Origin of the sequence: Aeromonas sp. 11P, assembly GCF_051920165.1 — a bacterium.
Taxonomy (GTDB): Bacteria; Pseudomonadota; Gammaproteobacteria; order Enterobacterales; family Aeromonadaceae; genus Aeromonas; species Aeromonas veronii.
In genome coordinates this window covers 4,818,717-4,832,097 of sequence record NZ_JBQBDJ010000004.1, presented here as the reverse complement: position 1 = coordinate 4,832,097, position 13,381 = coordinate 4,818,717, and the positions used below count along the sequence as shown (strand labels likewise).

The following is a 13,381-nucleotide window of genomic DNA, read 5'->3' as shown; positions in this document are numbered from 1 at the left end:
GCATCCAGCTGCTGCGGGGCGATCGGCTCGGCAGTGAACTGACGAATGGAGCGATGGGAAAGGATAAGATCGATGGTCTGATTCATGGCACCTCCAAAATGAGGTAACACCATAGCGAAAAAAACGAGGGAGCCCAAGGCTCCCTCGCACACCCGGCTTAAGGGGCCGGATAGACGTAAGGGGCTTGCAACCCGAGCGGGAAGCCGAGCGCCCAGTAGAGCAGCAGGAAAATCGTCCAGCTCACCAGGAAGGCCAGCGAGTAGGGCAGCATCATGGAGACCAGAGTACCGATCCCGGTGCTCTTCACATACTGCTGGCAATAGACCACCACCAGCGGGAAGAAGACCATCAGCGGGGTGATGATGTTGGAGGCAGAATCCCCTACCCGATAGGCCGCCTGGGTCAGCTCGGGGGAGATCCCCACCGCCATCAGCATGGGTACCAGGATCGGACTGATCAGCGCCCACTTGGCCGAAGCCGACCCCACCACCAGATTGACGCTGGCGGTGAGCAGGATCATCCCGACGATGGTCACTTCACCGGGCAGCGCCAGCGCATGAAGCACTTCGGCACCGGAGAGGGCCAGCAGGGTGCCCAGGTTGGAGTCGCCAAACGCCTTGATAAAGAGCGCGCAGAAGAAGGCCATCACCATGTAGGAGCCCATCTTGTTCATGGTGGCCGACATGGCATCGATCACATCCTTGCCACTCTTGAAGCTGCCTGCGACAAAGCCGTAGACAATCCCGGGCAGGATAAAGAGCAAGAAGATGAGCGGCACAATGGACTTCATCACCGGCGCGGCGAAGGTGGTCAGGGAGCCATCGGCAGCACGCAGCGGTGAATCGCTCGGGGAGAGCGCCAGCGCCAGCAGCACGATAGCCGCCAGCATGGCAAACCCGGCCCAGTTGAAGGCCCGGCTCTCTTGCGCGCTGTAGCGCCCCATCTCGTCGGCACTCTCCAGATCCTCGTTGAGCGCCACGTGCTTGAGGCGCGGCTCCACCACCTTTTCGGTGACGAACCAGCCGACGCAGATGATCAGCAACGAAGAGGCACCGGTAAAGATGATGTTGCACAGGGTGTTGACCATGTAGTCAGGATCGAGCAACTGAGCGGCGGACTGGGTAAAACCCTGCAGCAGCGCATCCCCGCCGGAGGGCAGGAAGTTGGCGGCAAAACCGCCGGAAACGCCGGCAAAGGCAGCGGCGATCCCCGCCAGCGGATGGCGTCCGGCAGCGTGGAAGATGATGCCACCGATGGGGATCACCAGCACATAACCCGCATCTGCGGCGGTGTGGCTGACGATCGCCACCAGGATCAGCATGGGAGTGAGAAAACGGGCAGGCGTCACTTTCAGCAACTTTTTCAGACCGGTATTGATAAAACCGGACTGCTCGGCCACCCCGACCCCGAGCATGGCCACCAGCACGATCCCCAGCGGGGCAAAGCCGGTAAAGGTGGTCACCATGGTGGAGAGAAACTCGGCCAGACCGGCACCGGTCAGCAGGTTGTTGACCACTACCGCCTCCCCGGTACGGGGATTGACCAGATCAAACTGGAATTGTGACAACACCCAGGAGCCGACCCAGACGATCAACAAGGCGTAGAGGAACAGCATGGCGGGGTCGGGTAATTTGTTCCCGGCTTTCTCGACGCCATTGAGGAAACGGTTCAGCCAACCTTTGGGAGGGCTGGCCGGACGGTCATTGACAGCAGCATGACTCATTATTGCGATACTCCTTTCCCTAGAAACGAGGTCGCATGCTAGCAATTCCAGCCAATCCGTCTCATGACCGATCGCAAAAGAATGATTAATTTTGATTAAATATTGCGGAATAAAATTCCAAGTTGTGGCCTAACGCACACTTGTTACTCTGCCATCACGGCATCTAGCAGTGGATAACGCCCGACCTGGCACTCCACCACAAAACCGCTCGCCTCGACTTGCGCCACAGTCAGCGGCTTGCTGAACAGATATCCCTGGAACACATGGCACCCCTGGGTCTGCAGTGCGGCCAGCTCGTGAGGCTCCTCCACCCCTTCCGCCATGATCCCCAACCCCAGATTGGTAGCCATGGCCGCAGTCGCCCGGATCACCGGCAAGTTGAGACCGACCACGAAGGAGCGATCCAGCTTGATGTTATTGATCGGCAACCGGTTGAGATAGGCCAGCGAGGAGTAGCCGGTACCGAAATCGTCGATGGCAATCTTGATCCCCTGCTCGCTCAAATCGTCGAGAATGCCGAGGCACCCCTTCATATCGAGCATCAGCACGGTTTCGGTCAGCTCCAGCGTCAACAGGGAGGCATCCACCCCGTGCAGCTCCAGCTGCTGGCGAACTTGCCCGGGCAGCGCCGACGAGAGCTGGAAACCGGAGAGGTTGACGGAGACCGGCACCCGCTGATGGAAGCGCTTCTGCCAGCTGGCGACCTGTGCCAGCGCGGTGGAGAGCACCCAGCTGCCGATCTCGCGGATCAGCCCCATCTCTTCGGCCAGCGGGATAAATTCCACCGGCGACACATGGCCGAGCACCGGGTTGTACCAGCGCAGCAGTGCCTCGTAACCGATCAGACGCCGTTTGGCGGCATCGACCTGCGGCTGGTAACAGAGGCTCAGCTCCTGACGGCCGATGGCCTTGGCCAGAAACTGTTTGAGATTGAGCTTGCGCTGCAGGGTCTGCTGCATGCTGGGGGTGAAACGCTGCCAGCGCAGCCGCCCCATCTGCTTTGCCTGATACATGGCCATGTCGGCACGGGTGATAAGGTTGTCCCCGTCATCCGCATCATCTGGATAGATGGCGATACCGATACTGCCACCGATGGTCACCTCCGGCAGCCCGCTCAGTTGCAGCGGCTTGGTCATCTGGGAGAGCATCTGATCGGCCACCTCTTGCGCCCGATCCCCCTGATTGCCCAGCGGCACCAGTGCTGTGAATTCATCGCCACCGAGGCGAGCCAGCTCCACATCCCGCGGGCAAATCTGTTTGAGGCGACCGGCGACCCGCTCCAGCAGGCGATCTCCCGCCTTGTGGCCGTAGTTGTCGTTGACCAGCTTGAAGTTGTCCAGATCCATGAACACCAGCGCGAAACGCTCCCCCAGCCCGCAATAGGCCTCAAGGGATTTCATCAAGCCATACCGATTGAGCAGGCCGGTCAGGGAGTCGTGCCAGGCGAGGTGGCGATGCTCCAGCTCTTCGAGTTTGCGATCGGTAATATCCCGCATGGTGAGCAGAATGCGGGCCCCCTGCTGGATATAGCGGAACTGATACTGGAACCAGCGCATCCCCTTGAGGGTACGGCACTCCCCCTCGGTCACCACTTCATCGAGACGGGAGAGCTTCTGGTAGAAGCTGTCATCATTGCCGGAGAAAACCTGGGAGAGCTTGGCGATCTGGTGGCCGAAACACATTTCGAAATGATAGTTGCCACTCTCGAACACACCGTGGCTATCGAACAGGCAGGCAAGGGTATCGCCGGTTGCCAGCGAGGACTCCTGATAGAGGGTATCGGAGTCGAGCACCGCTTCGGTCATCATCATCAGCCGGCCAGCCAGTTGAATACCGGAGAGGCGCAGATAGATCTGCTTCTTGACACCCTTTGGGGAGAGGGTCCACCACTCGTTGTAACTGCGCCCCTGCTGAAAATCACCCAGATAGCGCTGCAGCAGCAGATCGATGGCGGTTGCCATATCGGCAGAGAAGTCGCGGGAGCAGAGTTCGTCGAGAGACGTCGCCTCCCACACGGAGAGCGCGGCGCTGTTTGCCCAGAAAATATGGTGATGCTCGATGTCATAAACCCAGATCGGGGTATGCAGAACATCCATCGTCTTCAGTAACCGTTCGTCAAGCGTATTCATCTGGTCAAGGTCATTCATGCTGGATGGTCACTGGTTAACCGGAAAACAGATCTGGCAAACCGCTAGCTGCAGAATGCAAGGTGCAAATACCTCTCGGCCATTATCCCTTTTCACATAGCCAAGAGCGGACAAAACTATTTCAGATATCAACAACAGGGCAGCCTGTACGGCAAAACTACAAAGGACTCAGCCAAGGACCCTGTTAATCCAAGCAAATCATATAGTCGATTTTTAACTTTTTTCCCCAGTAAAAACAAGCACTAAGAGCTATCCACTCGAGACCTTGAAAGAGCAATTGCATATTTGCTGCGATAAATTTGTTATTAACATTTAAGTCAATGGTGGAAATAGTCATCACTCTCTGTCACAAAGCTTCCATTAATTAACCAAGCGGATGGATAAACAGCCAAAAAAACGCCAAAACGGACAAAAATAGTTCACTAAGGCGGAATTGATATACCCCAAATTCATTTTTCAATAGGCAATGAGCAAAAACCGAATATATGATCTGCATCACATTGGCTGTGGATGGCAAACCACCCCAACTGAGCACGCAGAGCAACCCGGCGCCCTTCCATCAGGTTGCAATATCGGCCTTCGCTCGCGGTTATAGCGGAATCAATCAGGGAATATGGCAAACATCACTGCCGTAGTACCATTTGGCATCATGCCGAAATAATCACCAGCCTGGGGAAACTGAGATGACGGGCGGGTGGATAACTGGTATCAACAGAAATCGAATCCAGATCAATTAAACGCTGAATTACCCTTGCCAACCCGGAACGCTCTTTTTATGGTTGCTCCCTTGTTACACCCAGAACAGCGTTTATGAAGCACATCGAAGAGTTCTACCTGTTCGTCAAGGTGGTGCAAGAGGGAGGATTCTCCCACGCTGCAGCCGCACTGGGCATGCCAACAGGCACCATCAGTCGACGCATTTCCCAGCTGGAAGAGCAACTGGGTTGCTCCCTGCTACATCGCTCTACCCGCAAGCTCCGCCTTACCGATGATGGCCTCAGATACTACGAACGTCTCTGCACGCCACTCGCACAAATCGAGCAGGCCACCAGCGAGATCCAGGGTCAAGAGGCCGACATCACCGGGCTTATCCGGGTAGCTGCGCCGATCGCGCTCTCCAACACCATCCTCATCGATATGCTGGCCGAATTCGGACTGCACTATCCCGAGGTACAGTTCGATATCACCCAGACCAATGATCATCAGCACCTGTTCGACAATGATCGGGATCTGGTGTTCTTCAACGGTGAGCTGCCCCAGTCGCTGCCCAATGCGATCTGTCTCGGCCATATCGAGTACGGTCTGTTTGCCTCACCACTCTATTTGACCAAAAAGGGCACCCCCTCCCATCCCAACCAGCTGGAAGAGCACGATCTCATCTACTGCTGGCCTCACCAGCACTGGCAGCTGACCGACAAGGATGGCCAGAGCGTCTGCATCAAACGCAGCGCCAAACTGACCGTCAACCAGACCCAGGCCGCGGTACGCGCAGCCCGGCGTCATCTGGGGATCGTCAATGCCCCGCTGCACTATCTGAGCAGCTTCCTCCATGACGAGCAGCTGGTGCCGGTACTGACCGACTGGCAAACCGGCAATCGCCCCTTCTACATGTTGTGTTGCCAGCACCAGTTCGCTCCGTTGCGTGTTAAGATGTTCGTTGAATTTGTTGAAAAATACTCAGCACGCTATCGCAATCGGCAGTGGGACAACCAATTTTCACAAGGTGATAGCCTCACCCATTGCATCTGACCGTTAGCGGGCCACACTTATAGCATCCCTTGCCAACAGAGCCTGCCTAACGCCATGAATGTATTGATATGTGATGACTCCGGGTTCGCCCGCAAACAGCTGGCGCGGGCGCTCCCGGCCGACTGGAAAGTCGATTTGCACTACGCAGCCAATGGTCTCGAAGGGATCGAACAGGTGCTGATGGGTCATGGCGATCTCATCTTCCTCGATCTGACCATGCCGGAAATGGACGGTTACGGCGTGCTGGAGACCCTCCAACGGGAGGGGCTGCGCAACAAGGTGATCGTGGTCTCCGGGGATATCCAGCCAGAGGCCTATCAACGGGTCATGGGGCTGGGGGCGCTCGATTTCATCAAGAAACCCGCCGCCCCAGAAACCCTGCTCGCCCTGCTCAAAAAGCATGATTTCTGGAGTACCGCCCCGAGCGGTCAACCAAGCGCCCCCGAGCAGCAGCCAAACGGCGTTGTAGCCGATGCAGGCGTCAAGATCCCCCCCGAAATCCGCGATGTCTATCAGGAGCTGGCCAACGTCTCCATGGGTCAGGCCGCCGACTTGCTGGCTCGTCTGCTCAACGCCTTCGTGGTACTGCCTATCCCCAACGTCAACGTGCTGGAAGTATCAGAGTTGCATATGGCCCTCTCGGCCGCTGCGGATTCAGATACCCTCTCCGCCGTCTGTCAGGGGTTTATCGGAGCTGGGATCGCCGGTGAAGCGCTGATCCTGTTCCATGACTCCAGCTTCAAAGATTTGGCCAAGCTGATGAACCATCAGGGGACGCTGGATCGCACCGCCGAACTGGAGCTGCTGATGGATACCGCCAACGTGCTGATCGGCGCCTTCCTGCGCGGCTACGCCAACCAGCTCGACACCCCCTTCAGTCAGGGCCACCCGGTGGTGCTCGGCCAACACAGACCCATCAACGAGCTGATCAACACCAACAAGAGTCGCTGGCGCCGCACGCTCGCCATCGAGATCAACTACCGGATCCAGGATTATGCGGTGCAGTGTGATCTGCTGCTGCTGTTTACCGAAGATTCCATCGCCACCATGAACAACAAAATCATGCACATGCTCTAGGAGTGACTATGGAAATCCGTGAATTTCATTGGTTGATGAACATAGTCCAGAACCTGGACGTAGGCTTGGTGGTGCTCGACAAGGAGTACAAGGTTCAGGTGTGGAACGGCTTTATGGAGAGCCACAGCGGCCGACTGGCCAGTGACGTGCGCGATGGCGTACTGTTCAAGCTCTTCCCCGATGTGGACAGAGCCTGGTTCGAACGCAAGGCCAACATGGTCTTCAAACTCAACAACCGCGCCTTCAGCACCTGGGAGCAGAAGCCCTATCTGCTGCGTTTCTCCAACTACCGCCCCATTACCGGCTCGGCCCCCCATATGTTCCAGAACCTGACCCTGGTGCCACTGGCCGATTTCGGCGGTCAGGTGACCCACATCGCGGTGATGATCTACGACGCCACCGATGAGGCCATGCTGATGAGCGGCCAGCGGCAGGCTTGAGCTTGCTGCAAATAACAGAGGGCGCCGCGGCGCCCTCTGTTATTTCGGTATAAACAGGTATCGGTATAACCTCTACCTCACCAGCCGTCTCAACGCGCTCCGAGATACTCGGTGAAGGCGTCGATCACCTCTTCAATATCGTCATCGTTGATTTGCAGATGGGTCACCAGCCGCAGCTCGCCGTAACCGGAGAAGAGGATCCCCCGCTCCTTCATAAAAGCGAGCAGAGGGGCCGATTCCCCCTCATGCAGCCGCAGGAACACCATGTTGCTCTGCACCAGCGAGAGGTCGAGCTCGATGCCCGGCAGTGCAGCCAACCCTTCGGCCAACCGTTTGGCACGGCGGTGATCATCGGCCAGACGGGTCACATGCTGCTCGAGGGCAAACAGACCGGCTTGCGCCAGAATGCCCGCCTGACGCATGCCGCCCCCCAGCATCTTGCGTAGGCGGCGCGCACGGGCGATGAAATCGTGGCTGCCCACCAGCAGCGAGCCCACCGGTGCCCCCAACCCCTTGGAGAGACAAATCGAGATGCTGTCAAACGGTGCAGCGATCACCTCGACCGGGGTCTCGCTGGCCACGGCGGCGTTAAAGAGCCGGGCGCCATCGAGATGAAGCTTCAAGCCGCGCTCGGCAACGAATGCCCCCATCTCCTGCAGATAGGAGAGCGGCAGCACCTTGCCGTTGTGGGTGTTCTCAAGGCAGATCAGGCGAGTCTGGACGAAGTGGGCATCATCAGGGGCCAGCGCAGCCTTGATATCATCGAATGCCAGCGTGCCATCGCGCTGCATCGGCAAGGGTTGCAAGGCTACGGAGCCCAGCACGGCACTCCCCTGCGCTTCATAGCGATAGATGTGAGCGGCGTTGCCGAGGATGGCCCCCTCACCGCGCTGACAGTGGCTCATCACCGCCAACAGATTGGACATGGTGCCGGACGGCACAAACAGCGCCGCCTGTTTGCCCAGCAATCTGGCCCCATAGGCCTCCAGCGCGTTGACGCCCGGATCTTCACCATAGACATCGTCACCGACTTCGGCGTGGAGCATGGCTTGACGCATGGCGTCAGTAGGCTGGGTGACGGTGTCACTTCGTAAATCGATATAGCGCATGAGATCCCTCCTGAAACAGGAGAGTGACGTTAGCCATGCGCCCCTCGCTTGGCAAGGGGCGCATGAGCAGAATGTGAAGCCAATAGACGTCCATAGAACCCGCAGGCGGGATTTACCAGGGCAGCGGCTGACCGTTGAGATCCAGTAGCTGGCCCGATTGGGTCAACGATAACCCCTTGATGAGATTGAGCAGTTTCACCGCCACCTCGGCAGGATCCTGTAATTGTTCCAAAGGCAACTCGCTCAGAAAGGGAGCGTTCATCGGGGAGTCCATCAAGCCGGGCGCTACTGCCACCACCCCCGCTTGCGGGAAACGTTGCGCCCACTCGAGGGCCAGAGTTTTCACCCCCATGTCGAGGGCCGCCTTGCTCATCCGGTAGCTGTAACGCCCCCCCTCCAGATTGGAGGTGATGGAGCCCGCCAGATCAGAGATGGCACAGAGCCACAGCGGATGGTCATTGCCCATCAACCGACTGAAACGGGCAGCCAGCGCCAGCGTTGGCCAGGCATTGGCCAGCAGGCTGTCGCACAGCCACTTGGGGTGCACCTCTTCGACCCGCCGCTCTGGCATAAAGCTGACATCGTGCAACACGCCGATGGTGTTGATCACCACAGTGGGGAGCGGATCGGTGTCGTAGAGGGTAAACAGGGTATCGAACGAGATGGCGTCCACCTCTTGCAGCGGGAAGAAGGCCCCCATCTCGATCCCTTTTGGATAGGTACGCCCGGCCAGCAGGAAGGACTCCCCCCTTGCCATCAGCTCTCTTGCCAGCGCCGAGCCCAGCGCACCGCTTCCGAGGATCAAGTAGCTCATCGCCCATTCCATGGAGAGTTATCTTGCTTAGAGCGTATCAGAATACTCAACCGGCCGTGACACGACCAAAGGGTAATATGCCCCTCATCACGCTTCCCCCAGATGGCGACCAAACTCCCGCGCCAGCGCCAGATCGAGGAAACCGTCCGCTTTCTTGTGGGTACGCAAAAACTGGTAATAGGCGAGCAGGGTGACCAGCGCCTCCTCATCGGGCAACCCCACCCCGGGTTGCTGATCGCCCAGCAGTTGCTGCGCCGCTGCCAGCGCATCCCTGTCTACCACTTCCGCCTGACGGTAGAGATAACCGCAGCCAGTTGCCAGCCACTCCAGCGAACAGTTGGCCCCCATGGCGATCTGGTTGGCCCGCGCCAGGCCAGGCTCGGCTCCCTTCAAATATTTGCGGATCAGCGCTTCACTGAGCCCCACCTTGCGGGCAAAGGCACTCACGCTCATCTCCCCGATCAGGCTCTGCAAGCGCTCGGCAAATCCTTCCATCCAACTCTCTCCCCTACTCTGCGATCAGAACCAAAGTTCGAATCATGCCACTGCCCATTATTGCTTTGCCAGCCACATGAGGCCAAGATGCCCGCAGTCATCTATGTTGCACATCGTTTTCGCATCGCGTTTTTCAAGGAGTCAACCATGTCTGTATCCCGTGTCGCCCTGCATCCGCAAGGCCCCACCTTCTCTCGCCTCATCATGGGTTACTGGCGCCTGATGGAGTGGCAACTCTCTCCGGCCGCTCTGCTTGACCTGATGAAATATCATCTGGATCTGGGGGTCACCACCATCGATCACGCCGATATCTATGGCGGCTATCAGTGCGAAGAGGCCTTTGGTCACGCCCTGCGCCTCGAGCCTTCCCTGCGCAGCCGGATGGAGATCGTCAGCAAGTGCGGTATCGCCCTCACCGCCAAACCGGAGCATGCCCTCAACCACTACAACACCGGCAAGAGCCATATCGTCGCCAGCGCAGAGGCCTCGCTGCGCAAGCTCGGCACCGACCATCTGGACCTGCTGCTGATCCACCGCCCGGATCCTCTGATGAACGCCGATGAAGTGGCCGACGCCTTTATCACCCTGAAACAGTCGGGCAAGATCAAGCACGCTGGGGTATCCAACTTCACCGCCCGACAGTTCGAGCTGCTGCAATCGCGCCTCCCCTTCCCGCTGGTCACCAACCAGCTGGAGATCTCGCCGCTTCATCAGGAAGGGACCCTCGATGGCACCCTGGATCAGTGCCAGCAGCTTGGCATCAAGCCGATGGCCTGGTCATGTCTCGGCGGCGGCCGACTGTTCAGCGATGACACCTATGCCCCGCTGCGTGCCGAACTGGAGCAGATCCGTCAGGAAGTGGGCGCCCAGACTATCGAGCAGGTGGTCTACGCCTGGGTAATGATGCTGCCAAGCCAGCCACTGCCATTGATTGGCTCCGGCAAGCGGGAGCGGATTGCCGCCGCCGTGGCCGCCGAATCCATCGGGCTGAACCGCCAGCAGTGGTTCCGCATCCGCAAGGCGGCGCTCGGTTACGACGTTCCCTGATAACTGCAAAACGTCCAGAAACAAAAACGGCATGGGGGAAACCCATGCCGTTTTTTTATTGCCGAGGCACCTTAGCGGTGGCGCTGTTGCGGGCGACCACGGGGAGCATCTGTCTTCGGTTTGGCCTGGTTGACGGTGATGGTACGGCCACCGACTTCAGTGCCATGCAGACCAGCGATGGCCTTCTCGGCATCACCATTGACCGGCATTTCAATAAAACCAAACCCCTTTGACTGGCCGGTATCGCGGTCGATGATGATATCAACCTTGTCGACCTGTCCAAACTGGCTGAACAGGGTTTTCAGTTCGTCGGCCGTCATCCGGTACGACAGATTTCCTACGTAAATCTTCATGCCATCCACTCTCGATTCAAGGTGCCTTCTCTATGCAATTCCCAGCATAACGGTAAGGGCACAACCCCTATGCCGGACCTGCCATGGCTTCATGCCGTGGCCTTCTCCACACTGTCGTCAAGTGATTGATCTCTTGGGTTAACAGTGCAGACAAGATCAATTCGAGTCACTGGCAGTATCTGAGCTTTGCCGGGAATTGTCGAGAAAATAGTCGACTCAGGCCGATTGCAGATCTGACAACCGTTGCGCCAGCATCCGGCGACCGTGCCAGGCCCGTTTAAAGCCGAAGCGATAGACCGACGGGCTCACCAGATGGAGCTCCCCCGCCTTGAGATCCAGCAAGGCCATGGCCGCCGCCAGCTCCTCTTCACTCAGTTGCAGATCGAGGCTGAAGTCGAGCCACTGGCCGTCGTGACCCACTCGCCGCTCCCGTTCAAGCGCCACCAGCTGGTTGCGGGGCAGCGCCAGCGCCTCATCCTTGTTGCCATTGAGCAGATAGATATGCTGTTCGTCCCACCCTAGCTCCGCCAGGCGCCAGGGCTGCCAGCTGCGGGGCAGCGACACCATGATCCCGGTGATGCCACCAAAGACCACGCCCACCCAGTTGAGCAGCGCCATGGCGCCCCAGCCATCCCACAAGGAGGCCGCCACCACGCCCCAACTCACCAGCAACAGCAGAAAAATGACGCAGCGATAGCGCACCGCTGGCGGCATCAACAGCTGCACCTGCGAACCGGCAAGCAAGGATGTAATACGCATGAAAAGCTCCTGTCATCACGAAATGGCGCCATTGTGAATAGCCATCAGGATGCTGACAAGGGGGTTTTCTTTGTCATCCCCCTATAAAATCAATACCATGGCGTAAATGATTCTCAGTGGAACCCGCTTCTTGACCAGCTCGCAACCCTGTGTGCGCTTTTGTGGCGTCGACAAATTCTATGGCGACTTTCAGGCTCTTCATCACATCGATCTCACCATTGAACGGGGAGAGAAGTGGGTTATCTGTGGCCCGTCAGGCTCGGGAAAATCGACCCTGATCCGCACCATCAACGGGCTGGAGGGGATCGACGGCGGCCAGCTGTTCCTGTTTGGCGAGCCGGTGACCCCCGCCTACCTGCGCCGCCTGCAAGGTCGGGTCGGCATGGTGTTTCAGCAGTTCAACCTCTTCCCCCATATGACGGTGCTGGAGAACCTGATGGTGGCGCCGGTGCATACCCTGGGGTTGCGTCCCCAGGAGGCCAAAGCCCGGGCACTCGGGCTGCTCGAGCGGGTGCGCATTCAGGCACAGGCTGACAAGTACCCACACCAGCTCTCCGGTGGCCAGCAGCAGCGGGTCGCCATCGCCCGCTCCCTCTGCATGCAACCCGAGCTGATGCTGTTTGACGAGCCCACCTCCGCCCTCGACCCCGAGATGATCCGCGAAGTGCTCGATGTGATCCGCGAGCTGGCTGACGAGGGGATGACCCTGATCTGCGTCACTCACGAGATGGGCTTTGCCCGTCAGGTGGCGGATCGGGTGCTCTTTATGGACGAGGGGAAGATCATCGAATCGGCCCCGCCCGCCCAGCTGTTCAGCGCTCCGCAGCACCCACGCACCCAAGCCTTCCTCGAACAGGTGCTCAGCTATCATGGCTAGGCTAAATCGCCCCCGCCTGCTCGGCTGGCTGTCAGGCACTGTGATGCTCTGTGCGCTACTGGGCTGGGCGCTCTATAGCGGCGCTCGCCAGATGGGTTATGAGTGGCAGTGGCCGCGGGTGTTGCCCTTTCTCGGCGAGTGGGATGAGGGGACCTTTTATGCGGGCCCCCTGCTAAACGGCTTGCTGGTCACCCTGCAGGTGGCACTTCTCAGCCTGTTGGGCACGATGGCGGTCGGTGTGTGCGTGGTCAGCCTGCGGCTGCTCCCCTCCCGGCTCGGCCCTTGGCTCGCCATCGCCTATCTGGCGCTGGTGCGCACCACGCCCCAGCTGGTGCAGCTCTATATTCTCTATTTCTTGCTGGGCCCCATGCTGGGATTGGCTCCCCTTGCCTGCGCCGTGTTGAGCCTCTCCCTCTATCAGGGGGCCTTCACCGCCGAGGTCTTGCGTGCAGGCGTACAGGCTATTCCCAAAGGACAGTGGGAGGCAGCCCAGTCGCTTGGCTTGTCACGGGCCATCACCCTGCGCAAGGTGATCCTGCCCCAGCTGGTGCGCATCACCTTGCCGCCGCTCACCAACGAGCTGGTCTCCCTTATCAAGCATTCGGCGCTGGTGAGTGTGATCGCCATCTTCGATCTGACCAACGAAGGGCGTACTCTGGTTGCCGATACGTTTCTGACCTTTGAGGTGTGGTTTACCGTGGCCGCCCTCTATTTGCTGTTAACCCTGACGCTGTCAGCCTGTTCGCGGGCGCTGGCCCGTCACCTGAATCCGGATCAACAAGGACGCTAAC

13 protein-coding genes and 1 pseudogene are annotated in these 13,381 nt (G+C 58.7%); 6 read left to right on the top strand and 8 right to left on the bottom strand.

Annotated features, from left to right (window positions below; genetic code table 11):
- The 3 genes and pseudogenes from ACTG1P_RS22305 to ACTG1P_RS22295 form a co-directional block, all read right to left on the bottom strand.
- Positions 1-86, bottom strand: a pseudogene (locus tag ACTG1P_RS22305) (oxygen-insensitive NADPH nitroreductase); the annotation flags it as partial.
- 71 nt (positions 87-157) lie between these two features.
- A complete protein-coding gene (locus tag ACTG1P_RS22300; RefSeq protein WP_042055621.1) occupies positions 158-1,723 on the bottom strand; it encodes an AbgT family transporter in 1,566 nt (521 codons plus the stop codon).
- Positions 1,724-1,866: 143 nt separating this feature from the next.
- The gene (locus ACTG1P_RS22295; protein WP_013723827.1) at positions 1,867-3,819 is read right to left on the bottom strand and encodes a putative bifunctional diguanylate cyclase/phosphodiesterase; all 1,953 of its coding nucleotides are present in this window, start codon (positions 3,817-3,819) and stop codon (positions 1,867-1,869) included.
- Positions 3,820-4,680: 861 nt separating this feature from the next.
- On the opposite strand from ACTG1P_RS22295, the gene ACTG1P_RS22290 reads away from it, so the two are divergent.
- The 3 genes from ACTG1P_RS22290 to ACTG1P_RS22280 are packed head-to-tail and all read left to right on the top strand — an operon-like array spanning position 4,681 to position 7,136.
- Positions 4,681-5,619 carry a LysR family transcriptional regulator gene (locus ACTG1P_RS22290; protein WP_047438361.1) on the top strand — a complete coding sequence of 313 codons (939 nt, stop codon included), beginning with the start codon at positions 4,681-4,683 and terminating at the stop codon, positions 5,617-5,619.
- 54 nt (positions 5,620-5,673) lie between these two features.
- A complete protein-coding gene (locus ACTG1P_RS22285) occupies positions 5,674-6,696 on the top strand; it encodes a response regulator (RefSeq protein ID WP_440002264.1) in 1,023 nt (340 codons plus the stop codon).
- 8 nt (positions 6,697-6,704) lie between these two features.
- A complete protein-coding gene (locus tag ACTG1P_RS22280; RefSeq protein WP_440000173.1) occupies positions 6,705-7,136 on the top strand; it encodes a hypothetical protein in 432 nt (143 codons plus the stop codon).
- Between the two features lie 89 nt (positions 7,137-7,225).
- Here ACTG1P_RS22280 and ltaE read toward each other — a convergent pair whose 3' ends face one another.
- From ltaE to ACTG1P_RS22265, 3 genes are all read right to left on the bottom strand, one after another.
- Positions 7,226-8,245, bottom strand: a complete 1,020-nt coding sequence (ltaE, locus tag ACTG1P_RS22275; protein WP_139442037.1) for a low-specificity L-threonine aldolase — start codon at positions 8,243-8,245, stop codon at positions 7,226-7,228.
- A gap of 112 nt (positions 8,246-8,357) precedes the next feature.
- The gene (locus ACTG1P_RS22270; protein WP_440000172.1) at positions 8,358-9,059 is read right to left on the bottom strand and encodes a short-chain dehydrogenase; all 702 of its coding nucleotides are present in this window, start codon (positions 9,057-9,059) and stop codon (positions 8,358-8,360) included.
- A gap of 87 nt (positions 9,060-9,146) precedes the next feature.
- Positions 9,147-9,554 carry a helix-turn-helix domain-containing protein gene (locus tag ACTG1P_RS22265; RefSeq protein ID WP_440000167.1) on the bottom strand — a complete coding sequence of 136 codons (408 nt, stop codon included), beginning with the start codon at positions 9,552-9,554 and terminating at the stop codon, positions 9,147-9,149.
- Between the two features lie 147 nt (positions 9,555-9,701).
- Here ACTG1P_RS22265 and ACTG1P_RS22260 point away from each other — a divergent pair, with 147 nt between their 5' ends.
- Positions 9,702-10,601 (top strand): aldo/keto reductase, encoded by a 900-nt coding sequence (locus ACTG1P_RS22260; protein ID WP_440000166.1) that lies wholly within the window; start codon positions 9,702-9,704, stop codon positions 10,599-10,601.
- 71 nt (positions 10,602-10,672) lie between these two features.
- On the opposite strand, the gene ACTG1P_RS22255 is transcribed toward ACTG1P_RS22260, so the two are convergent.
- Positions 10,673-10,954: an RNA recognition motif domain-containing protein gene (locus ACTG1P_RS22255; RefSeq protein WP_005337180.1), complete on the bottom strand. Its 282-nt coding sequence runs from the start codon at positions 10,952-10,954 to the stop codon at positions 10,673-10,675.
- A gap of 216 nt (positions 10,955-11,170) precedes the next feature.
- Positions 11,171-11,713, bottom strand: a complete 543-nt coding sequence (locus tag ACTG1P_RS22250) for a hypothetical protein (protein ID WP_058057416.1) — start codon at positions 11,711-11,713, stop codon at positions 11,171-11,173.
- A 106-nt stretch (positions 11,714-11,819) separates the two neighbouring features.
- Between ACTG1P_RS22250 and ACTG1P_RS22245 the strand changes: the two genes are divergently transcribed.
- Together ACTG1P_RS22245 and ACTG1P_RS22240 are read left to right on the top strand one after the other, a co-directional pair.
- Complete coding sequence (locus tag ACTG1P_RS22245; RefSeq protein WP_287976932.1) at positions 11,820-12,590, top strand: amino acid ABC transporter ATP-binding protein; 771 nt, start codon at positions 11,820-11,822, stop codon at positions 12,588-12,590.
- Positions 12,583-13,380 carry an amino acid ABC transporter permease gene (locus ACTG1P_RS22240; protein ID WP_201957482.1) on the top strand — a complete coding sequence of 266 codons (798 nt, stop codon included), beginning with the start codon at positions 12,583-12,585 and terminating at the stop codon, positions 13,378-13,380. Before ACTG1P_RS22245 ends, ACTG1P_RS22240 begins: the two co-directional genes overlap by 8 nt.
- Position 13,381: the final 1 nt, after the last annotated feature.